Below are 20,743 nucleotides of genomic sequence, written 5' to 3'. Positions count from 1 at the left end.
AGCATCCATGGGTCTCCATCATTCTGAACTGCCACCGGAAATTCTCGCTACGCTGCGGCGCGGTGCCGTGATCCCGGCGCATCCGCTGGCGCTTGATGCGTCCCGCTCGCTCGATCCGCGTCGTCAGCGTGCTCTCACCCGCTATTACCTCGATGCCGGCTCTGGTGGGCTCGCCGTTGGGGTTCACACCACCCAGTTCGCCATTCGTGAAACCGGTCTTTACAAACCCGTTCTGGAGGCTGCGGCCCGGGAAGCCGCCGATTGGGCGAACCGCCCGGCGGTAATGGTCGCGGGCGTCGCGGGCCGAACCGCACAAGCGGTAGGCGAGGCGCAGCTTGCCCGCGACCTCGGCTATCACGCGGTGTTGGTCAGCATGGGCGCGATGCGCGGCGCATCGGGCGACGAACTGATCGAGCACTGCAAGGCCGTCGCCGCCGAAATGCCCATCATCGGCTTCTACATGCAGACTGCCGTCGGCGGCATCGAGCTTGACGCATCCTTCTGGCAGCGCTTTTCATCCATCGACAATGCCGTGGCCATCAAGGTTGCCCCCTTCAACCGGTATCGCACCCTCGATGTCATGCGAGGGATCGTGGCGGCCGGAGCCGAGGAGAGGATCACGCTTTATACCGGCAATGACGATCACATCGTCGCCGACCTGATCACGCCGTTCGACATCCCGCGCGCGCGCCACAGTGATGAAACGGTGCGCATGCGCTTTCGCGGAGGTCTTCTGGGCCATTGGTCGGTGTGGACACGCAAGGCGGTCGAGCTTCTCGATCGCATTCATGCAGCCGTGGAGGTTGGCGGGCCGGTGCCAGCCGACCTCATGGCACTCGACGCGCGTGTTACGGACTGCAATGCTGCCTTCTTCGATGTCGCCAACAATTTTCATGGCTGCATCGCCGGCTGCCATGAGGTTCTGCGGCGTCAGGGCCTTCTGGAAGGCATCTGGTGCCTCGATCCTGAAGAAGGTCTGTCCCCCGGGCAGGCTGCCGAGATCGACAGGATTTACGCCGCGCATCCCGACCTTGCCGACGACGATTTCGTTGCGGCCAACCGCGAGAGATGGCTTTCATGAACGCTACCGCGCAGATTGAACCGAAACCCGCCGCTGCGGCCCCGCTCATCCGCCTGCAGAATGTGCGCAAGGTCTACCGGACGGGCGGTGCCGAATCCGTTGCCGTTTCCGATGTGACGCTCGACATAAACGAAGGCGATCTCCTGTCTGTCGTAGGGCCCTCCGGCTGCGGCAAGACAACTGTCCTGAAAATCCTGGCCGGCCTTCACAGCGCCGATGGCGGCAGCGTCAACATCGGCGACGGCCACGGCTCTTTCGTGGAAGGCCGGGACGTGGGAATGGTGTTCCAGCAGCCACTTCTCCTGAAATGGCGCACCATCACCGAGAACGTCATTCTGCCGGCTCAGATTCTGGGCTTGCCATTGCGCGCCGCGCGCGAACGCGCCCGCGATCTTTTGCAGATGGTCGGGCTTGGCAAGGCCGGCGACAAATACCCGTTCGAGCTTTCTGGCGGCATGCAGCAGCGTGCGGCCATCGCACGCGCACTGATCCATGATCCCAAGCTCGTCCTGATGGACGAACCCTTCGGCGCTCTCGACGCCATCACCCGCGAGAAGATGAATCTTGAAATGCTGCGTATCTGGCAGGAGAGCCGCAAGACCTTTGTGTTCGTGACCCACGGCATCCAGGAGGCGGTGTTCCTCGGCTCCCATTGTGCGGTGTTGACTGCGGGGCCAGCCCGCATGGCCGACTATTTCAGCATCGACCTGCCGCATCCGCGCCATCTCGACATCAAGACGACCAATGCCTTCGGTGACTACGTCAAGCGCGTCTATCGCCAACTCGGCATGGATTGAGGCGGCCTTTCGCCTCGATCATCCGGCGGCCGGCTCCCCGGCCAGTTCGTCGGCGGCTGCGACAATTGCCGCGACAATGCCCATGTAACCCGTGCAACGGCAAATCTGGCCGCTCAACTCGGAACGCACCTGCTTTTCGTCGGGCCGGCCATATCTTCGGATGATATCGGACGCCATCATAAGCATTCCCGGCGTGCAGAAGCCGCACTGCAAAGCATGCTTTTCGTGAAAATGGCGCCGGATCACGTTCATCGCATCGTCGCCGCGCGTTCCCTCGATGGTACGCACTTCGCTTCCCTCGCATCGCACGGCAAGAACGATGCAGGAGCGCACCGGAATCCCGTCGAGATGAACCGTGCACGCACCGCATGCCCCATGATCGCATCCGACATGCGTCCCCGTCAGGTTCAGCTTTTCGCGGATCACGTCCGACAGGCTGTCACGGGCATCCACCGAAAGCGTTTCCGTTTTGCCGTTGATTGTGAGCGTCAGCTCCATGATTGCCGTGCCTCTGTGATGGCGCTCATCACCGTATGAAGGTGGCAGCGCTCCTGATAGGGTGTCGCCTCTTCATGTGCATCCGTGATGTCTGCGCGGATCGCCCTTGCAAGCTGCTCCGCCTGGGCACCGGGTTCCTCATCCAGAAGCGCCGCGACACGCGCCATGGGTTGCGCGCAACTCGCAGTACCCGAGAGAGCGATGCGCGTTGCCTGCCCCGCCCTGCCCAACACCGCAACGGCGAGGGAATCTGCAAAAGCGCCGCTTTTTCGCGCCACCTTGCCGACGCCCCATCCGCCTGCATTGCGACGCGAAATCTCAAACCCGGTCAGGATTTCTCCCGGTTCCAGTGCCGTTTCATAGGCATCGACGAGAAATTCCGACAACGCAACGCGTCTTTGGCCCGAAGCCGAGGCGAGCACCGCCGTAGCGTCAAGCGCGAGCAGGCATGCGGGCCAGTCGGCAGACGGGTCGGACAGAACGACACTGCCTCCAACCGTGCCCAGATTGCGCACCGCCCTGTAGGCGATCTTGGAGGCAACCCGTTGCAGAAGCCCGCCGAACGCCTCCCGTGCAATCCCGTCTTCGATGGAGGCATGCGTAACGAGAGCGCCGATGAAAACCTGCTCTCCCGTTTCGCGCACCGCCTTGAGTTCCTCAAGGCGCGTAATGTCGAGCAACGTTTCGGCGGCGGTCACCCGCAGATTGAGCATCGGCAGAAGCGATTGCCCCCCGGCGATAACGGTTACGCCATCATCCGCAGCAAGCACCCCGACGGCCTCTTCGAGAGTGGTTGCTCTTACATAGTCGAAGGAAGCGGGTTTCATGCGGCCTGCTCCCCGGCGCGTGCCCCCGCCACTGCATCGGAAACCCGCCGCGGCGTCATCGGCGTCTCAAGGAATTTGGCCCCAGAACCGCGAAACGCATCGTTCAATGCGTTGGCGATGGCCGCCGGTGGCGCGATTGCGCCACCCTCTCCCATGCCCTTGACGCCGAATTCCGTGCTCTCGGCGGGGGTGACCCTATGCTTGATACGAAAAGCGGGGATTTCCGATGCGCAGGGCATCATGTAGTCGCCAAATGTCGTGGCAAGCGGCTGGCCGTTTTCACTGTAGGGAATTTCCTCGTAAAGCGCCGTACCGATCCCTTGTGCGACGCCGCCAATGATCTGGCCATCGACGATCATCGGATTGACCAGCGTTCCGCAGTCCTCCACCACCACATAGTCGATGATCTCGGTCACACCCGTCACGGGATGCACGAGCAGGGTGACGGCATGAACGCCGTAGGAAAACACCCCGCCCGATTCCGGCGGCTCGTAGGTTTCGGTCACATCGAGCCCCGGCCCCAGGCCGGCAGGCAGCATTTCCGGACGGATATTGGCTGCCCGTGCAATCTCCTTCATGGCCACATTCGCCCCACCGCAGTGCACCGCACCGCCCCGGACGATCACCTGATCGAGCGGCACCTGCAGAAGATGCGCTCCGATGGACTTGATCTTTCTGGCAAGCGCGCGGCTTGCCTTTGCAACGGCACCCCCGGAAAAGACGATGCTGCGGGATGCAAAGGTTCCGAAACCCTGGGGAGAAAGCGCGGTATCGCCATGCCGCACCAATATCGCCGAGGGATCGAGACCGAGTTCCTGCGCGGCGATCTGGGCAAGCGACGTCTCCAGCCCCTGCCCATGGCTCTGAATGCCCACCAGGAGATGGACTGTCCCGTCTGGAAGCATGCGTATGGTCGCCGTTTCGAAACCGGGGACCACGCGCGACTTGCGCTTGACCCATTCAGCGGTTCCGTGGCCGCTCTGCTCCGTATAAATGGCGAAGCCGATCCCGAGCTTTCGGCCATCCGGCTCGCCACGATGCTGACGCTCGCGCAATGCCGGCAAATCCACCATCCCAAGAGCCTGCGAAAGGGCTTGCGGGTAATCCCCATTGTCGAGGCGCAAGCCGCCCGCCGTGCGATAAGGCATCAGCTCCGGACCGACCAGGTTGCGTCGGCGCACCTCGACTGGCTCGAGCCCCAACTCATCGGCCAGCTCGTCGATCATCCGTTCTATCGCAAAGCAGGCACCTGGCCTGGCAACCCCCCGATAGGGGCCTATGGGCGGTTTGTTGGTCGCGCTCGTATGGGTCTCGATCTGCAGGTGCCTGACGCGGTATGACCCGGGCAGATTGCGCGCGGCCATGCTCGTTTCCATGAACGGACCGGAAGGCCAGAGCGCATAGGCGCCGGCATCCACATGAACCGTTCCCTCGATGCCAAGCACCTCGCCGTCTTCCCTGGCGTACAGCGTCAAGTCGTAATGATGTTCACGCGCATGCACCGAGGCTGTCAGATGTTCGTTGCGATCTTCGATCCAGCGCACCGGATGATCCACCTTCAGCGCAAGCGCTGCAAGCGCGATCTCCTCGGGCATGAGACGGTTCTTGCCCCCGAAGCCGCCGCCCACATCCGGAGCGACGACGCGAATCCGATGCTCGGCCATCCCGAGCGCCAATGACAGGCCATGCCGCATCACATGCGGCCCCTGCGACGAGGTGTAGACGACGAGTTCATCCAGCCTGTGGTCGAAATAGGCAACCACGCCCCGGGTCTCCAGGGGGTTCGTCGCCTGACGGTTCATCTTGAGCCGTCGACGGATCTTCACCGGCGCATCGGCCACCGAAGCAATGTCGCCCTCGGAAATGGTCGCATCGACAAAAGAGTTGTCAGGCCATTCCTCATGAAGTTTCGGAGCACCGTCCTCAAGAGCCCCGACCGCATCCATGACCGATTCGAGTTCCTCGATATCGACAAAGACGGTCTCGGCAATATCCTCGGCGACAGCGCGACTGCAACCGATGCACATGGCGACGGCCTGCCCCACGAAAAGCACCTTTTCGTCCGCAAGCGGCGGATAGGCCGCGTTTCGAAACGTCGCCATTTCCGGCCCGCCAGAGATAGGGTGCAAGGGCTGCAGATCCGTCAGAAGAAAGATGCGGTCGGCATGCTCCTCCGGCTTCTCGATAGAGGAAATCCTGCCGTGAGCCGTTGGGCTTCGCACGAAGGCGACATCGGCCATACGTGGCAAACGAATATCTGCGACGAAGTTGCTCGCCCCCGCCAGATGACGCTTGTCTTCCTTGCGCGGCACGGATTTTCCAACCCACTGGTCTGCCGTGCTCACGCTCTCTTCTGAAGCCATCCCAACCCTGTCGCCCGTCGAAATCCAACAATGCCCGGAGCGTTCGAGGCGACCCGCAAAGCGCAATCACCCCACGCCGGCAAACAAAAGATATCGGTCACAGCCGCCATTGCAAATCATAAAAACCCTGACATTAATCAATACAGATGATATGTCTTTCGGCAGGGAAATCAGCACCAGAGGAGGCTCATCCTGGGCGCGCAAATATCTCTCCGGCACCTGAGATGCTTCTTCGCGGTTGCCCAGACTGGCTCCTTCACGCTTGCAGCGCAGCAGCTCTTCAAAACGCAGTCTTCGCTGACCGCCACCATCAAGCAACTCGAGGACCTGGCCGGCGTCCAGCTTTTCGACCGCACGACCAGGCGTGTCGAACTGACCAAGGACGCTTTATGGTTCAAGGAAGTCGCTGGCCGGATCCTGCGCGATTTTGACAATGCGGTTTCCGATCTTCAGGCTGTATCGCGAAGCGAACGGGGGCACATCAAGATTGCCGTCGCTCCCTCCATGATGCCGCACGTGCTTGCTCCGGCGCTGGTTGCCTTTCGACGCTCCTATCCGGAAGTGGCGATTTCCGTTCATGATGAAGGGTCCGACAAGATCGAGCGTTCCATTCTGGAAGGCACCACCGATTTCGGCCTTTCGACACCGCTCAACAACTTCCCCGATCTGGATTACACGCCGGTTTTGGCAGACCCATTCGGCGCAGTCTATCCGAAGGACCATCCCCTCGCCCGCCACAAGGGCAAATTGACCTGGGCGGACCTGCGCCATCACGAATATGTCGGCCTTACCAAGGACACCGGTATCGGCGCTCTGATCTATCGCTTTCCTGAGCTCAGGCTGGATGACCAGGGCTCCGAATATGATCACGCATCGAGCACCACGTCGCTCTACGCCCTGCTGAAGCTTGGCAGCCGCATCACCGTACTGCCATCACTCGCGGCCCATACTGGGCAGATGACGGAATTCGAGTTCCGCGAATTGCACGAGCCCCGGATCGAGCGCGAGATATGCCTTATTACAAGGCATCTGCGTTCCTTCTCGCCCACCACGCGGCGCATTTTGGAAATTCTTATGAAGACCATTCGCGAAATGGACTCCATCTATGGCGCACGAATTCTCAATTCGGAGGACGGATTGAAGCCATCGCGGCGCAACGCGGTCTCTGAGAAGGAACCGCGATCGCTTCCCCCTCAGGAGCATCCCGGCGTACGCAGGCATACGCTTGGCTGAAGACAAGATGCCGAAGCAATTCGGGAACATGCAAAGCATTCTAAAGCGTGTCGCGATCTTTCAGATTTGCTCCTTACGCTTTAAATTCTTGATCTTACGCATGTCTTTATCCCGGAGCCGGTTCCCACTTCCGGGAGATATGCGTTAGCGCAAAGCGGTTTCGATCAACCCGGCACCAATCAACGCCAGCACCACGAGAAACACACGGTCGAAGACCTGACGTGAAAGCCGTTTTCCAAGCCAGCTTCCAAGCGGCATGAAAAGTGCGACCGGTATGAGCGCAAGAAGCCCCTCGACGAAATAGACGGGCTGAAAAAGCCCGGCAACCGTGAGGGAGACGGCCTGCACCATGGCAAACACCAGGAAGACCATCGACACGGTGAACAACATGGCCTCGCGCTCGAGCTTCATCGCGTGGACGAAGGGTACGAAAACGGCAGCGCATAATCCCGCTGCTCCCTGGACAAAGCCGGCAGCCAGCCCGACGAAAGGCGACAGCCGCAGTGCCGGCTTGGGCTTGATGGAGAATTGAGGGCTGAACACCCGCAATCCGATATAGAAGAAGAGCATCAACCCGAGACCGAGATTGAGTTTTTCGGCCGCCACCACCGTCAGCACCCAGGTGCCGCCCGCCAGACCCGGCACACCAAGCAACAGCATCGGCCACAGGAAAGGCACGTTCCGCACTGCGTGCCTGGTCTGATAGGCCTGCAACGCGTTCGTCACCAGAATGGGAATGATGAGCACCCCCACCGCATGGGGAAGGTTGAGAAAATAGCTCAGAACCGGAACGGCCACCACCGGCAGCCCCAGCCCGGTGATGCCCTTGACCAGAGACCCCACCGCGATCGCACAGAAGGCGATCGCGATTGAAACCAGATTCATGAAAGCCCCTTTCGGCCGCGCCCTACTTCTTTCCGCGAATGGCCCAGCCGGTCATTCTCTTCTCGATGAAAGCGAAGATCACATAGGTGAGAATACCGAGTGCAGCGATGACGGCGACGCCCGCAAACATCAACGGCACACGAAACTGCGACGATGCCTGCATCATCAGATAACCGATGCCGTCATTCGACGCGATGGTCTCGGCGATAACTGTTCCAACGAAAGCAAGCGTAATGGAAATTTTCAGCGAGGCGAAGAAGAAGGGCATGGCGCGGGGCAGGCCGATCTTCCTGATCAGGTCGATCTTGCTGGCCCCCAAGGAGCGCAGCACATCCTCCACTTCAGGCTCAACCGTGGCAAGCCCCGTGGCCACATTCACGGCAATCGGAAAGAAGCAGAGAATGAAGGCCGTGGCTATGGCCGTGGGTTGGCCGATGCCGAGCCAAAGCACGATGATCGGGACCAGGGCGACCTTCGGGATTGAATTGAAACCGATGAGCACCGGATATAGCCCCGAATAAACCATGGGTATCGTGCCGATGAAAATGCCGAGCAATACGCCCACGATAACACCGAACCCGAAACCGATCATGGTGTTCATCATCGTCAGGGAGGCGTGATGCAGGATGATCGGGCGATATTCCTGGAAGGCATGGTAGATCGCGACGGGAGACGGGAGGATGAAGGATGGAATTTCGAACACCACCACCGAGAGCTGCCAGACCGTCAGAAGGACGGCCAGAACCAGCCATGGCATGAGGAGGTGCAGGGAACGGCGGTTTGAACTGTACATCTAGGCAGCCCTGCTTTCCTCTCGGATCTGAGCGATCTCATTTCTGATGGTATGCACGATTTCAATGAAGCGCGGTTCGAACGTGGTCTCCAGCGTGCGCGGGCGCGGCAAGTCGACACGATGGGTCGCAATGACCCGCCCCGGCCGGGCGCTCATCACATAGATGACATCGGCCAGATAAGCCGCTTCTCGCAGATCATGGGTGACGAGGATCGTCGTGAACCTCTTCTCCATCCAGATATCCTGGAGAACACCCCACAGTTCTTCGCGGGTAAAGGCGTCCAGCGCACCGAACGGTTCATCCAGCATCAGTAGATCCGGATTGTGGATCAGCGCTCGGCAGAGATTTGCGCGCTGCTGCATGCCGCCAGACAGCTCCCAGGGATGGCGTTCCTCGAACCCCTGGAGGTCGACCATCTTCAAGAGCCCCCGCGCCTTCTCGACATATTCCTGCCTGTGACGCATCAGCCTGCCACGATGCGGTTGCACGATCTCAAGCGGCAACATCACATTCGACAGGAGCTTGCGCCAAGGCAGAAGCGTCGGGTTCTGAAACGCCATCCCGACGCATTTGAGCGGCCCCGAAACGGTCTGACCGTCGACCTTGATCTGCCCCGCGGTCGAAGGCGTCAGGCCGGTCACCAGTTTCATGAGGGAGGACTTGCCACACCCCGAGGGGCCGACAACCGCAGCGAACTCCCCCTTGCGGATGGACATATCCGTTCCGCTCAGCGCCAAGACCCCTCCCTTGCCGCCATATTGTAAATCAACACTTTCCAGTGTCACGAAATCGCTCATTGATCTGGCTCCGTCTGCTGCGTCGGTGGCGCAGCAAAAGCTGGATACGGCGTGATTGCCTGAATTGGCTCTTTTCGCGGATCATGCCCGCAATACCGCTCAGCGTGAATATTGTTCAGCTACGTCCTTGGAGGATCTTGGCATGGCTATGGCCGAACACCGACCCTGATGAGCCGGTGTTCGTACAAGGGACAGAGGGCGTCAGCCAAGGATCTTCAGGTCCTGCGCGTCCGGCAGGAAACCATCCGCGTAGAAGTCTTCCAGCTTAGGCTGAGTGGAGAGACCGAATCCTTCCGCCATCAGTGCGAGCCCTTTCGAAATACGCTCAGGCTCAAGATAGCCGATACCGTGTTCCTTCACCGATTCAGTGGAGATATGGGTATCGAGAATAAACTGAAGACGCTGCAATTCGACGTCACGCACCAAAAGCGGCTCGCGCGCGACTGCGGCATCGACCGCTGCACCCGGATCCTTGTAGGCTGCCCCCCAGGCACGCGCCGCGCCAAGCGCCACCGCCTTGCAGAGCTCCGGTTCCTGATCGATCATCTTCTGGCTTGCGATGAGCGCATTTGCCGGGAAATCGAAACCGAAATCTGAGAAATAGAGGATATTGATATCCTCGCGCTTCACACCGTTTCCCACGAAATTGAAAACCGATGTGTAGTCGTAGCCCACGACGCCATCGACTTCGCCCTTGAGAAGCATCGTGTCGCGAATGCGCACATCCACCGCCGTGAACTCGATCTCGTCCGGGGCGATGTTGTTGAGCTTGAGAATGCCCGGCATGATCTTGGTGGCCGCCGAGTTGGCGGCGACCCCGATCTTCTTGCCTTTCAACTGTTCGAGGCTGGTGATCTTGTCGCCGCCGATCGTCATGATGCTCGCGGGCGAGTGGTCGAGGATCGGCATGATGAGCCTGGGAGCGCCATCAGGGTTCGCCGCTGAGAACTCGATCAGCGTCATGATGTCCGCAAACCCGAAATCATGCGTACCGGTTGCCAGCCGGCGCACGCAATCGGCAGAACCGGAGGCACCTTCAAGTGCCGCGGTGAAACCGGCATTTTCATAGATGCCGGCCGCATTGCCCAGGAAGAAGGGACTGTTGCCGCCATAGATGCGGAAGTCGAGCGAGAACGGCACCGAGCGGGTCTCCGCCGCTGCCCTGCCGGGAACTCCAAGCGCCAAAAGCGCTGAAAGCTGGGCGCCGTAGCCCAGCAGTTTCCTGCGATTCATAGTCATAGCATTCCCCTTTTGTTTGGCTTCTTCTTGCTAATCCAGATGTGCGCATTTTCTTGTTTTTGTTGCCGAGCCTCCCCGGAATCGAATGGCTTTGACGCGGCAATCAGATTGCCGCGGTGACCTGTATCTCCACCCTGCAGGCGGGATTGTTCATATCCACCCGTCCGCAAATGCGGGTGGGCGTATGATCGGGCACGACCCAGCTGTCCCAGACTGCGTTGAACGCACCCAGATCATCCCGCGAACTCAGCCAGACTTGCGCGGTCAAGGCGCGGGACTTGTCGGTCCCCGCCTCATGCAGAAGTTGGTCGATCTTCGCAAAAACCTGGCGCGCCTGCCCCTCGATATCGAGCGACATATCGTCCGGCACCTGACCCGCCGTATAGACCAGCCCGTTGTGAACGACCGCGCGGCTGCGCCGGTTGTTCTGGTCCAGGTGCTTGATATCGCTATTGTCGTTCATACGGTTTTCCTTCCATTCAGGCAGCCTTGTCCGACGCGCCGTACCCACCGCCGCCAGCGGTCTCCATCAGCACACGATCGCCGGCTTTGAGCACACGCGGCATCGTCGGATCGATGCGGTCACCGTTGAGCAGAAGCTGGCCCGGTTTGCCGGCGCCGCCTCCCGCAAGCCCCTTCGTTGGCGACTTGCATTGCGTCATAAGAAACGAGGTCATGACGTCGGACGCGTCCGGCATGATCTCGAACTCGAAGCTGATCCCAGAACCACCCTCATGCAGGCCGCAACCGCCGCTGCCGCGACGCAGCTCGCGGCGCAGAACGCGGATCGGCGCAAGCGTCTCCATCATTTCCACAGGTGTGTTACCAAGATTAGCCGGGAAACTTGTTGCCGAGAATCCCGGACGTCTGGAATTCGCACCCTGTCCTGCATTGAGAAAATTGACCACGGCAAAACGCTTCGAACGGTATTCCCCAGACATGGTGAGGGAGGAGTTCGGAGAGCCCGCCGCCCACACCCGTGCCGGGAGCACATCCGCCAGTGCCTGGAAGACTGCATGCGGAAGGAGGTGGCCGATTGCGCTGCGGCCTCCCGAGGCCGCCGGATAGGATGGATTGAGAAGCGATCCCACAGGCGCATGTGTCGAGATCGGAATGAAACTTCCCTCATTGTTCGGGATATCCGGACAAAGCAGCGCCTTCAGGCCATAGACGGTGTAAGCGAAAGTGTAGATCGGAACCACATTGAGCGCATAGGGCAATTGTGGGCTTGTGCCGGCAAAATCGATATCGATCTCATCGCCCTTCACCGTCAGAGAACAATTGATGATGACCGGCTCTTCGAACCCGTCATGCTGCACCTGGGATTTGTAGACACCGTCGGGAATTTTCCGGATCGCGTCACGCATCGCGTTTTCCGAGCGCCGGCGCACCTCCGCCCCCAGATCGTCAAGGCTCACCGTTTCGAGAAGACCATGCAGGCGCTCCCCCATGGTGCGGCAACCGGCGACCTGTGCCCAGATATCGCCAAGCCCCTGCTCGGGAACACGGATGTTCTGCGAAATGATATCGATCAGCACCTGGTTCGGTTCACCCGCATCCAGGAGCTTCATCATGGGGATCTGCAGGCCTTCCTCATAAATCTCGCGGCTTGAATTGCTGCGCAGCCGTCCCCCTATATCGGGAAGGTGTGAAACGACCGCTGCAAAGCCTACGAGTTTTCCCTTGTGGAACAGCGGCGTCACCGTCGTGATATCATGCACGTGTCCTGAGCCCTTCCAGGGATCGTTCGTGATAAACACGTCGCCCGGCCTGATGGTTTCGGCGGGATAGAGATCGAGGAAATGTCGCACCGTCGCCGGAAGGCAGCCGATAAAACCCGGAAGGCTCATCGTGGACTGGGCAAGCGAACGCCCCTTGGTGTCCGTCAGCACGATAGCGAAATCATTGCCGTCGCGGACGAGTGTCGAGAAACAGGTTCGCACAAAGGCTGCCGACGCCTCGTCGACAATACTGATCAGCCGCTTCCAGAGGATTTCGAGGTCGATCGGGTTGAATTTCGCTTCCGAAGCGGAACGTTCTTCATTCGCCGCCGTATTGAAACGCTCGACATTGTTCATCTTATTCGAATTCCTTGATCGTGACGGAAACGGTTAGATCCTCGAGAATGGTCACATCAGCAGAGACCGCCACGACGATTGTGGATTCCTTCTCCTCGAGAATGAGAGGCCCCTGCAACGTCGTTCCCGCCGCGACGGAATAACGATCGTAGACTGCGACTTCCTCGTAGTCCTTGCGCAGCGGCAGGAAGATGGGACGATGGGCGGCAGGCTTCGGCTCCGACCCGGCACGGTCTTCGCCCCATTCGAAATTGTGAGCCTTGCTGGGCGAACGTCCAACCAGCCTCCAGGTGATGACCTGGGCCACGGCGTTGGGCACAAGCCGGCCATAAAGCTTCTCATATTCGGCTTCGAAAGCACCAAGCAGGGTTGCCCCCGGCTTACCGTGAATGGCGGCGAATGGAACGCTGACCGATATCTCGGCTCCTTGTCCCTCATAGCGCATTTCAGCGCCGACGCTCCATTCGATGTCGTCAGCCCCCGCAGCCAGAAGCTCGCCTTCCGCGTCCTTGCGAAGGGCCTCCAGATTGTCTGTCACCTGCTTCCAGTCCACATCTGCCAGGCGCTGTGGGCTGGACCATGCGCGGTCGATGCGCGGCGGTGCGGCGAGCATGCCGAGGCACGAGCCCGCCCCGGCTGCAATGGGTATCAGCACCCGTGGAATGCGCAGCTTGCGCGCCACCTCTACCGCATGGACAGGACCAGCTCCGCCGGTCGCGATCATCGTGAAATCGCGGGGGTCGTGTCCGTTCTCCGCAATGTGGATGCGTGCGGCGCTCGCCATATTCTCATTGACTACATTGCAGATGCCCCAGGTGGCATCGATGGGTTCCACCCCGAGTTCGGAAGCGAGGTCCGCAACCGCCTTCTTTGAAGCTTCCAGATCGAGCCTCATGGTGCCGCCGAGGAAATTTTCCTTGCTGAGGTAACCCAGCAGAAGATCCGCGTCCGTGACGGTGACATCCGTACCGCCTCGTCCATAGCAGGCCGGTCCCGGCACGGAGCCGGACGATTCCGGGCCTACATTCAGGAGGCCGAGACGATTGCAATGCGCGATGGAACCTCCGCCTGCACCGATTTCGATAAGCTCGATGCTCGGAATGAGGATCGGCAGACCCGAGCCCCGCTTGAAACGTTCTACACGCGCGCACTCGAAACTGTGCGTCACAGGAGGTTCGCCGCCCACCGCCACGCAGGCTTTGGCCGTGGTTCCGCCCATGTCGAAGGCCAGCACATGATCGACGCCGATCTGGCGGGCGGTATTCATCGCTGATAGCACACCCGCCGCCGGTCCGGATTCCAGAAGAAGGATCGGGGAAGCTGCTCCCGTCTTGGCCGAACAGAAGCCGCCGCTCGACACCATCACGCGAAGGGGCGTGCCGGGCTTCGTTCGCGCGATGCGGTTATCCAGCTCATCGAGATATTCAGCGACGATGGGCTTTACATAGGCATTCGCCGCAACGGTGGAGGTGCGTTCGAACTCCTTGATTTCGCGTGCCAGATCAGAAGACAGCGACACTGCCTTTCCAGGCAGAGCGTCTTTCAACCGCTCCTCAATGCGCTTTTCGTGATCCGTATTGGTGTAGGAATGTAGGAGCGAAACGGCAATCGAATCCGCGTCGAGCTTCGCCAGAGCCTCGATAAGCACGTCGAGCTCTTCTTCCTTCAGCGGCTCCAGCTCATCGCCCTGGGCATCCACGCGCGCATCCACTTCGACGCGGCGTTCCCCATCGATAAGCGGGCGGGGCAATTCGATATCGAGATCGTAGATGTCGTAGCGCCACTCGCGACCGATATCGAGCACGTCTTTCATGCCCTTGGTGGTGACGAGCGCCGTCTTGGCACCCTTGCGCTCGATCAGCGTGTTGGTGATCAGCGTCGTGCCATGCACGACCTCCTCAAGCTGAGCCGTGCCCTTGCCGAGCGAACCGTCAACCTGCTGCAACAGGTCTTCAAGAACAGTGGAGACCGCCTGCCCCGGATCGGCGGGGGTGGTTGGAGATTTGGCGACCCAGATGCGGCCTGCCGGTTCCATGGTCGCCACGCCATCGGTGAAGGTACCGCCGATGTCGATTGCGACGCGCAGCTTGCCTTCGTTGTCCATTGCTTCGTTCATTCGTCGATGACCTGTGTTTTTCTTCTTTTGCGAATTTCAGTAGGAGATCGTTATGAGACGCTCTTCCGTCATCTCGCGGATTGCGTAGGCCGGCCCCTCCCGGCCAAAACCGCTGTCCTTGACCCCGCCGAAGGGCATGGCGTCGACCCGTGCGCTCGATGCCTCGTTCACATGAACACCCCCGAAGCGCATGGCCTGCGACATGCGCAGCGCCCTGTGCAGGTTCGAAGTGAAGAGCCCGGCAGCGAGACCGTAGGGGCTGGCGTTTGCCCGCTCTACCGCCTCATCGTCCGTATCGAATGGAATGACGCTGAGGACGGGTGCGAATATCTCCTCGCAATAGACCTTCATGCTCTCCTGAACATCGGTGAGTACCGTCGGCTGCACGATGGAGCCTTCACGCTTCCCGCCGGTGAGAATTCGCGCACCTCCGGCGACGGCTTCCTCCACCCAGTTTTGCGCGCGCTCCGCATGAGCTTGGCTGATCATCGGTCCGATGATCGTTTCAGGATCGGATGGGTCGCCCACTTTCAGCGCTTCGACAGCCGCAATCAGAAGCGGCACGAAATCGTCGAGGATGTTTCTTTGAACCAGAAGCCGCTGCACCGAGGTGCACACCTGCCCCGCCTTCCGAAAGCCCGCGTTGAGAATCTTCGGAATGGCCCGTGTAAAATCGGCGTCGTCGCACACGATGGTGCTGGCAATGCTGCCAAGTTCCAGTTGCGTGCCACGCAGGCCCGCAGCCTGCTGGATTTCACGCCCCACCTGCGTGCTGCCCGTGAACGCGTAATAAGCGATGCGCTGGTCCGCGAGCAGTTGTCTGCCGATCCTGCCCCCAGGCCCATGAACAAGTGCCAGAAGCCCCGAGGGCAGGCCCGCATCCAGGAGCGCCTTGCAAAGCTCAACCGCGCAAAGCGGTGTATAGCTCGACGGCTTGATCAGCACGGCATTCCCACCTGCAAGCGCGGGTGCAACCTTGTGGGCCAGCGTGTTGAGCGGCGAATTGAACGGCGTTATCGCACAGATCACCCCGCGCGGCGCGTGGATGGTGAAACCCATCCTGTCACTTGCATTGGCAGCCGAGAGCATCAGAACCAGATCCCCGTTCAGCCGCCGCGCTTCGTCGGCGGAGAGTTCGAGCGTCTGGATACAGCGACTGACCTCGTTCTCACCGTCGGCCCGCGTGAAACCCGCCTCGTCGCGAAGGAGAGAGATGAGATGTTCCCTGCGCTCCTCGACGAGACGCGCCGTGGCAAGCAGTATCTTGTAGCGCTTATAGGGCGTGAGCTTCGACGCCGAGATGCCTTCAAGCGCACCGGCAACAGCCGCATCGACCTGTTCCGGTGAAGCCACCTGCATCTGGCCGTAGGTCGTTCCGCGATATTTCTCGGTCAGTTCGTCAACGCTTTCGCCATCGACCCAGGAACCGCCGATCAGAAGTCTGGACATGCCGGTTTCCTGTTTTCCTGCCGCTCTCATCAGCTCAGGCTCCAAGGCCGTTCATGAAATTCAATCGGATCTTCACGGGGTCGCGCTCTGTGGTTCCCGCGGGTTTTTCTCCGTCGATCCGAACGCCGATGAGCCTTGGCCCATCCATATGGAGGGCCTTCTCGACAAGAGCGTCGAAATGCTCCTCATCCTGGGCCCAGTCGGACTGCATGAGCCCTGCGCCCTGGGCCACGCCGACAAGATCGACGCCGGTGGAAGTGAGCGTCTTTTGCGACCCGGTGATCTGATAGAGGCTGTTGTCCCAGATAACGATGCACAGATTGTCGGGCGCTACCGTCGCAACAGTGCCGAACGAACCGAGCTGCATGAGGATGGAACCGTCACCATCCAGGGCGAACACCTGACGCTTGGGTTGGGCAACGGCCACTCCAAGCGCGATGGAGCTTGCCAGCCCCATGCTGCCCAGCATGTAGAAATTCTGGGGGCGCTGGCCGCTGGCCCAAAGGTCGAAATTGCTGTTCCCGATGCCTCCGATAACCGCTTCATCATTCTTGAGCTTCGCCACCAGTCGCCGTGTAAGGGCGCTGCGGTTCATGACCTTGGCGGTGGAGCGGCTTTTCTGCGTTTCGCTGACGGACATGTTCAATCCCCTCATCAATGCGGCCGCTTGGTCAGAAGGGGCGACAGAATGATCGCGGCGGGCGCCTGCGTGGCAAAAGCCTGCTTGATCATGCCTTCGACGACGAACTCGACCTGGCTCTTGTCCTGAATGGCGAAATGCTCGATGCCGAGGCTCTGCAGAACAGGCCGCATGGTGCGGCAGACCATTGCTTGTCCCTGCTGGAATTCGCCGATGACGCCGCGCTCTGAAATGAACATCACGATGGGAAGCTGGAACGGACAAGCGAGCGAGGCAAGCGCATTGGGAATGGTTGCAAACCCGCTGGTTTGCATCAGGGTCACACCCTTGCGCCCCCCCATATAGGCGCCGGCGACAATGGCGACGGCTTCCTCTTCCCGCGCAGGCGAAATGACGGTGAAATAAGGGTCGTCCGTGACGGCGTCGATCAATGGTCGCAGGACATTGTCCGGCACATATGTGATGAGATCGATATCGTTCCGCTTAAGAATGCGAACGACGATGTCGGCCCACCCTTCTTGTTCGGCTTTCTGATTTGCGCCCACTGTCTTTCCCCGAGGTGAATTCGACACTGTCCGGGTGGTTGAAAACCGTCAGGCCTTCGCCATTCGGTCGTCTACCCGATGGTGAAAACGCTAGCCTCGCCGCCCCTCGGCGCGCAAATTATTAATTTTTGCGAATTGTTTTGTTTTTCCGATAAATCGGGTTTCCGAAGTTTTGCCGGCATTCGGCAGCGGTTTCGCATCAATGCGCGATATAGCAATGGGTACGATGCGCATCCGATCAGCCCGAAACGCAATTCTTTTATCGGCCGACGTAACGCCCGCCGAAGAACTCATTTATCGATTTTTACGATTAATCTCGTATTTCTAATCATTTGTTTGGCAGAAGCCCGCGCCCTATCCTCACATGAAAAGACAATGGAGCAGTCCACATGGGGAATGACACAGCCATGAAAGTGGTGGCCTTGAGAGCGCATGGCGGCATCGAGCAACTGAAGGTCGAGGAATGGCCGGTTCCCGAAGCTGCGGAAGGTCAGGCGCTGGTCGAGATCAAGGCCTGCGGGCTGAACTATATGGATGTGTTCGTTCTTCACGGAATGCCGGACATGCCCACGACCATGCCCCGCATTCCCGGTGGCGACATTGCCGGCATCGTGCGCAAGGTGGGCGCCGGCGTGTCTTCAGACTGGCTCGGCAAGCGGGTCGTGCTCTTTCCCCGATTTCCAACAGGTGGCGTGCTCGGCGAAAACGGCAATGGTGGTCTGTGCGAATTCATCGCCGCGGACCAGCGTCAGCTGATAGAAATTCCCGACAATGTGAGCTTCGAGGATGCCGCCGCACTCCCGATAGCCTACGGAACCTCGCATCGCATGCTGTTCACCCGCGGCCACATCAAGGCCGGTGAGAAGGTGCTCATTCTCGGAGCCAGCGGCGGTGTCGGTGTGTCTTGCCTGCAGTTTGCCAAGATGGCGGGCTGCGAGGTCTTTGCCTGCACGTCGAGCGAGGAAAAAGGCCGCAAGCTTCTCGAACTGGGTGCCGACCACATCATCAACTACGTGGAAACCCCTGAATTCTCCAAAGCCGTATGGACGGCAAGCGGCAAGAAGGGCGTGGACGTCGCGATCAATTTCACAGGCGGCGACACCTGGATACAGACGCAGCGCAGCATGGCGACCGGAGGCCGCATCCTCACCTGTGGCTCGACTGCCGGCCATCTGTGCGAAATCGACGTTCGTTTTCTCTGGCATCGGGAAACAGAGATCATCGGAAGCCGCGCCTACGTTCCCGAAGATATAGTGGCGTGCCTCGACTTCGTCTCCTCCGGGCGCCTGAAGCCGGTGGTGGAGGTCCGCCTGCCGCTCGAGCGGGCCGCAGAAGGTGTCGAACTTCTGGCAAGCCGCAACATCTTCGGCAAGGTCATCGTGACACCATGAGCAACCTGATCTCCAACCTTGGCTGCATCGGCACCCAGTTCCGCGACAAGGGCCACCTCGCCGTCATCGATCTCTACGATCCCGAGCACCCCCGCGAGATCGATTATCCCACCTACAATGCAAATTGCGATGCCGTCGCACGCGGCCTTCTGAACCGTGGCCTTTCGGCAGGTGACAGGGTCGGCGTCTATTGCTCCAACCGGCTCGAATTCCTTGAGGTTTTCTTCGGTGCGATGCGCGTCGGGGTCGTACCGGTGATGATGGGCATCCTTCAACCGGCTGACACAATCGCCTGGATCGTGCAGGACACCGGCCTGAAGATGGTTTTCTGCGAGGCGGCACTACAGCAAAATCTGCCACAGGGAACCCTCGCGGTGATCGTCGATGCCGACGGCGAAGACGGGTTGTCTGCCTTCAAGGATTTTGGTGCCGTTGAATATTTCCAGCCGGAATACGATTCGACCGCTTTCGTGGCCTATACGTCCGGCTCCACGGGCCGTCCGAAGGGCGCCTTGCTCTCGCATCGGGCCCATAGCTGGGTTGCACGCACCATTTCGCAGGAACGCTTCTTCTGCCCCGACGACACGATGATCGTCGCCGCGCCGCTCTACCACAAGCACGCGATGAACTCGATCAAATGCGTTCTCTATGGCGGCTCGACAGTCGTTCTGCTGCGCAAGTTCGACGCCCGTATCTATGTCGACGCGATCAACCGCTACAAGGCGACGGTCGTTTCGGGCGTGCCGACCATTTTCGCGATGATCCTCCAGCAACGCGAATTGCTTGCCGGCAACGATTACTCCTTCGTTCGCCTTGCCACCATGGGCGGCGCGCCGGCCTCCGACCAGTTGATCGACTCCGTGGCGGAACTGTTTCCCAATGCTCAGATCAACCTCATTTTCGGCATTACCGAAACGAGCGCGGCCCTGTTCGGACGGCATCCGGAAAATCTGCCGCGCCCCCGTCATTCGGTCGGTTATCCGGTCAAGGGCAACGAGTTCAGGCTCGTCGGTGGCGAGGATGAGAATTTCGGGGTCCTGCACGTGCGCGGTCCGGGCATGATGAGCGGCTACCTCAATAACCCCCAGGAAATGGCAAGGCGCTTTGATGAGGATGGCTGGTTCAATACGGGAGACATCCTGCGCCGCGATGAACATGGCTGGTACTTTTTCGTGGGACGATCGGACGACATGTTCACCTCAAGCGGACACAACATCTACCCGGCCGAGGTCGAACTGGTGCTTGAGCGTCATGAAGACATCGAGCAGGCAGCCGTCGTTCCCGCTCCCCATGAGATCAAGCATACGGTGCCCTACGCCTTTGTGGTCATGCGGGCTGGCTCCGGAATGACGGAAGAGGATGTGAAAGCGCATGTGCTTCGCAATGCACCGCCCTACCAGCACCCGCGCCGGGTCATGTTCATCAATGCCCTGCCCATGACGACCGTCGGCAAGGTCGACCGCCGCTTTCTGGAAGCAGAAGCGCGACGGATCCAGAAAGAAGAAGACGCCAGAAAGGAAAGCGCATGAGCGCCGAAACCCATAACAAGACGGCCGCGGACGTGCAGGCTATCGTTGACCGGAGCGCGTTCCTGTCCTGGCTCGGTCTCAAGGTTCAGTCGGTAGGTCCCGATACGATCGAGGCAAAAGCGACCTGGCGCCCCGAATGGGTTGCCAATCCGAAGGTAGGGCAAACCCAGGGCGGCATCCACGCGGCGCTCATCGATTTTGCCGCCAATCTCGCCATGATCAACAAGATGGGAGGGCCGGTTCTCACCATCGATCTGCGGGTGGATTACCACCGCATCGCCATCGGCGGAGACCTGATCGTGCGGGGCCGGGTCGTCAAGTTCGGCCGCACTGTCGGAACAAGCGAAGCCGAAGTGCTGGATGAGCAGGGGCGCCTGCTTGCCAGCGGACGCGGCAGCTTTCTGACCACGCAGACGTCGGAAGCAGGCAAGAAATCCTGACCGCGTTTTCCCTCATCGCCAGAGACAAGATCGGAATTCCT

20 protein-coding genes are annotated in these 20,743 nt (G+C 60.0%); 6 read left to right on the top strand and 14 right to left on the bottom strand.

Annotated elements, in window-relative coordinates; all coding sequences use genetic code 11:
- Nucleotides 1-7: 7 nt before the first annotated feature.
- Nucleotides 8-1,081 carry a dihydrodipicolinate synthase family protein gene (locus NA8A_RS19235; RefSeq protein ID WP_009452048.1) on the top strand — a complete coding sequence of 358 codons (1,074 nt, stop codon included), beginning with the start codon at nucleotides 8-10 and terminating at the stop codon, nucleotides 1,079-1,081.
- Entirely contained in the window at nucleotides 1,078-1,878 is an 801-nt protein-coding gene (locus NA8A_RS19230; protein ID WP_009452047.1) for an ABC transporter ATP-binding protein, read from the top strand. Before NA8A_RS19235 ends, NA8A_RS19230 begins: the two co-directional genes overlap by 4 nt.
- 18 nt (nucleotides 1,879-1,896) lie before the next feature.
- Here the strand turns inward: NA8A_RS19230 and NA8A_RS19225 are convergent, their stop codons facing one another.
- The 4 genes from NA8A_RS19225 to NA8A_RS25550 form a co-directional block, all read right to left on the bottom strand.
- A complete protein-coding gene (locus NA8A_RS19225) occupies nucleotides 1,897-2,376 on the bottom strand; it encodes a (2Fe-2S)-binding protein (RefSeq protein WP_009452046.1) in 480 nt (159 codons plus the stop codon).
- Nucleotides 2,367-3,203, bottom strand: coding sequence for an FAD binding domain-containing protein (locus NA8A_RS19220; RefSeq protein ID WP_009452045.1), 837 nt, complete (start codon nucleotides 3,201-3,203; stop codon nucleotides 2,367-2,369). Before NA8A_RS19220 ends, NA8A_RS19225 begins: the two co-directional genes overlap by 10 nt.
- Nucleotides 3,200-5,548 carry a xanthine dehydrogenase family protein molybdopterin-binding subunit gene (locus NA8A_RS19215; protein WP_338086168.1) on the bottom strand — a complete coding sequence of 783 codons (2,349 nt, stop codon included), beginning with the start codon at nucleotides 5,546-5,548 and terminating at the stop codon, nucleotides 3,200-3,202. Before NA8A_RS19215 ends, NA8A_RS19220 begins: the two co-directional genes overlap by 4 nt.
- Before the next feature lie 84 nt (nucleotides 5,549-5,632).
- Nucleotides 5,633-5,884, bottom strand: a complete 252-nt coding sequence (locus NA8A_RS25550) for a hypothetical protein (RefSeq protein ID WP_240532825.1) — start codon at nucleotides 5,882-5,884, stop codon at nucleotides 5,633-5,635.
- Here NA8A_RS25550 and NA8A_RS24455 point away from each other — a divergent pair.
- On the top strand, nucleotides 5,771-6,799 hold the full coding sequence (locus NA8A_RS24455; RefSeq protein ID WP_338086170.1) for a LysR family transcriptional regulator: 1,029 nt from the start codon (nucleotides 5,771-5,773) through the stop codon (nucleotides 6,797-6,799). The genes NA8A_RS25550 and NA8A_RS24455 overlap by 114 nt on opposite strands.
- A gap of 144 nt (nucleotides 6,800-6,943) precedes the next feature.
- On the opposite strand, the gene NA8A_RS19205 is transcribed toward NA8A_RS24455, so the two are convergent.
- The 10 genes from NA8A_RS19205 to NA8A_RS19160 all read right to left on the bottom strand — a co-directional run bounded on the left by NA8A_RS19205 (nucleotide 6,944) and on the right by NA8A_RS19160 (nucleotide 17,342).
- Nucleotides 6,944-7,684, bottom strand: a complete 741-nt coding sequence (locus NA8A_RS19205) for a sulfite exporter TauE/SafE family protein (protein WP_009452042.1) — start codon at nucleotides 7,682-7,684, stop codon at nucleotides 6,944-6,946.
- Nucleotides 7,685-7,706: 22 nt separating this feature from the next.
- Nucleotides 7,707-8,477, bottom strand: coding sequence for an ABC transporter permease (locus NA8A_RS19200; RefSeq protein ID WP_009452041.1), 771 nt, complete (start codon nucleotides 8,475-8,477; stop codon nucleotides 7,707-7,709).
- On the bottom strand, nucleotides 8,478-9,275 hold the full coding sequence (locus NA8A_RS19195; protein ID WP_009452040.1) for an ABC transporter ATP-binding protein: 798 nt from the start codon (nucleotides 9,273-9,275) through the stop codon (nucleotides 8,478-8,480).
- Between the two features lie 201 nt (nucleotides 9,276-9,476).
- Nucleotides 9,477-10,514 carry an ABC transporter substrate-binding protein gene (locus NA8A_RS19190; RefSeq protein WP_009452039.1) on the bottom strand — a complete coding sequence of 346 codons (1,038 nt, stop codon included), beginning with the start codon at nucleotides 10,512-10,514 and terminating at the stop codon, nucleotides 9,477-9,479.
- Nucleotides 10,515-10,617: 103 nt separating this feature from the next.
- Nucleotides 10,618-10,977, bottom strand: a complete 360-nt coding sequence (locus tag NA8A_RS19185; RefSeq protein ID WP_009452038.1) for a RidA family protein — start codon at nucleotides 10,975-10,977, stop codon at nucleotides 10,618-10,620.
- 16 nt (nucleotides 10,978-10,993) lie between these two features.
- A complete protein-coding gene (locus tag NA8A_RS19180) occupies nucleotides 10,994-12,592 on the bottom strand; it encodes a hydantoinase B/oxoprolinase family protein (RefSeq protein WP_009452037.1) in 1,599 nt (532 codons plus the stop codon).
- Between the two features lies 1 nt (nucleotide 12,593).
- Complete coding sequence (locus tag NA8A_RS19175; RefSeq protein WP_009452036.1) at nucleotides 12,594-14,708, bottom strand: hydantoinase/oxoprolinase family protein; 2,115 nt, start codon at nucleotides 14,706-14,708, stop codon at nucleotides 12,594-12,596.
- 36 nt (nucleotides 14,709-14,744) lie between these two features.
- Entirely contained in the window at nucleotides 14,745-16,157 is a 1,413-nt protein-coding gene (locus tag NA8A_RS19170) for an aldehyde dehydrogenase family protein (protein WP_009452035.1), read from the bottom strand.
- Between the two features lie 34 nt (nucleotides 16,158-16,191).
- Nucleotides 16,192-16,797, bottom strand: coding sequence for a thiamine pyrophosphate-dependent enzyme (locus tag NA8A_RS19165; RefSeq protein ID WP_009452034.1), 606 nt, complete (start codon nucleotides 16,795-16,797; stop codon nucleotides 16,192-16,194).
- Between the two features lie 14 nt (nucleotides 16,798-16,811).
- The gene (locus tag NA8A_RS19160; protein ID WP_009452033.1) at nucleotides 16,812-17,342 is read right to left on the bottom strand and encodes a thiamine pyrophosphate-binding protein; all 531 of its coding nucleotides are present in this window, start codon (nucleotides 17,340-17,342) and stop codon (nucleotides 16,812-16,814) included.
- A 389-nt stretch (nucleotides 17,343-17,731) separates the two neighbouring features.
- On the opposite strand from NA8A_RS19160, the gene NA8A_RS19155 reads away from it, so the two are divergent.
- From NA8A_RS19155 to NA8A_RS19145, 3 genes are read left to right on the top strand one after another with little or no spacing between them, the layout of a single operon-like run.
- Nucleotides 17,732-18,733: a zinc-binding dehydrogenase gene (locus tag NA8A_RS19155; RefSeq protein WP_009452032.1), complete on the top strand. Its 1,002-nt coding sequence runs from the start codon at nucleotides 17,732-17,734 to the stop codon at nucleotides 18,731-18,733.
- A complete protein-coding gene (locus NA8A_RS19150) occupies nucleotides 18,730-20,262 on the top strand; it encodes a class I adenylate-forming enzyme family protein (protein ID WP_009452031.1) in 1,533 nt (510 codons plus the stop codon). The genes NA8A_RS19155 and NA8A_RS19150 overlap by 4 nt, the downstream gene beginning before the upstream one ends.
- On the top strand, nucleotides 20,259-20,702 hold the full coding sequence (locus NA8A_RS19145; protein ID WP_009452030.1) for a PaaI family thioesterase: 444 nt from the start codon (nucleotides 20,259-20,261) through the stop codon (nucleotides 20,700-20,702). Before NA8A_RS19150 ends, NA8A_RS19145 begins: the two co-directional genes overlap by 4 nt.
- The last annotated feature ends 41 nt before the right edge of the window (nucleotides 20,703-20,743 follow it).

This window comes from Nitratireductor indicus C115, from assembly GCF_000300515.1.
In the GTDB taxonomy this organism is placed as follows: Bacteria; Pseudomonadota; Alphaproteobacteria; order Rhizobiales; family Rhizobiaceae; genus Nitratireductor; species Nitratireductor indicus.
Note: the sequence above shows the minus strand (reverse complement) of the source record. Positions and strands in the feature narration are given on the sequence as shown.

Bases quoted from the DNA above. Each gene is read 5' to 3' on its own strand.
- NA8A_RS19235 (WP_009452048.1), top strand. From the start codon at position 8: ATGGGTCTCCATCATTCTGAACTGCCACCGGAAATTCTCGCTACGCTG.
- NA8A_RS19230 (WP_009452047.1), top strand. From the start codon at position 1,078: ATGAACGCTACCGCGCAGATTGAACCGAAACCCGCCGCTGCGGCCCCG.
- NA8A_RS19225 (WP_009452046.1), bottom strand. From the start codon at position 2,376: ATGGAGCTGACGCTCACAATCAACGGCAAAACGGAAACGCTTTCGGTG.
- NA8A_RS19220 (WP_009452045.1), bottom strand. From the start codon at position 3,203: ATGAAACCCGCTTCCTTCGACTATGTAAGAGCAACCACTCTCGAAGAG.
- NA8A_RS19205 (WP_009452042.1), bottom strand. From the start codon at position 7,684: ATGAATCTGGTTTCAATCGCGATCGCCTTCTGTGCGATCGCGGTGGGG.
- NA8A_RS19200 (WP_009452041.1), bottom strand. From the start codon at position 8,477: ATGTACAGTTCAAACCGCCGTTCCCTGCACCTCCTCATGCCATGGCTG.
- NA8A_RS19195 (WP_009452040.1), bottom strand. From the start codon at position 9,275: ATGAGCGATTTCGTGACACTGGAAAGTGTTGATTTACAATATGGCGGC.
- NA8A_RS19190 (WP_009452039.1), bottom strand. From the start codon at position 10,514: ATGACTATGAATCGCAGGAAACTGCTGGGCTACGGCGCCCAGCTTTCA.
- NA8A_RS19185 (WP_009452038.1), bottom strand. From the start codon at position 10,977: ATGAACGACAATAGCGATATCAAGCACCTGGACCAGAACAACCGGCGC.
- NA8A_RS19180 (WP_009452037.1), bottom strand. From the start codon at position 12,592: ATGAACAATGTCGAGCGTTTCAATACGGCGGCGAATGAAGAACGTTCC.
- NA8A_RS19175 (WP_009452036.1), bottom strand. From the start codon at position 14,708: ATGAACGAAGCAATGGACAACGAAGGCAAGCTGCGCGTCGCAATCGAC.
- NA8A_RS19170 (WP_009452035.1), bottom strand. From the start codon at position 16,157: ATGTCCAGACTTCTGATCGGCGGTTCCTGGGTCGATGGCGAAAGCGTT.
- NA8A_RS19165 (WP_009452034.1), bottom strand. From the start codon at position 16,797: ATGTCCGTCAGCGAAACGCAGAAAAGCCGCTCCACCGCCAAGGTCATG.
- NA8A_RS19155 (WP_009452032.1), top strand. From the start codon at position 17,732: ATGGGGAATGACACAGCCATGAAAGTGGTGGCCTTGAGAGCGCATGGC.
- NA8A_RS19150 (WP_009452031.1), top strand. From the start codon at position 18,730: ATGAGCAACCTGATCTCCAACCTTGGCTGCATCGGCACCCAGTTCCGC.
- NA8A_RS19145 (WP_009452030.1), top strand. From the start codon at position 20,259: ATGAGCGCCGAAACCCATAACAAGACGGCCGCGGACGTGCAGGCTATC.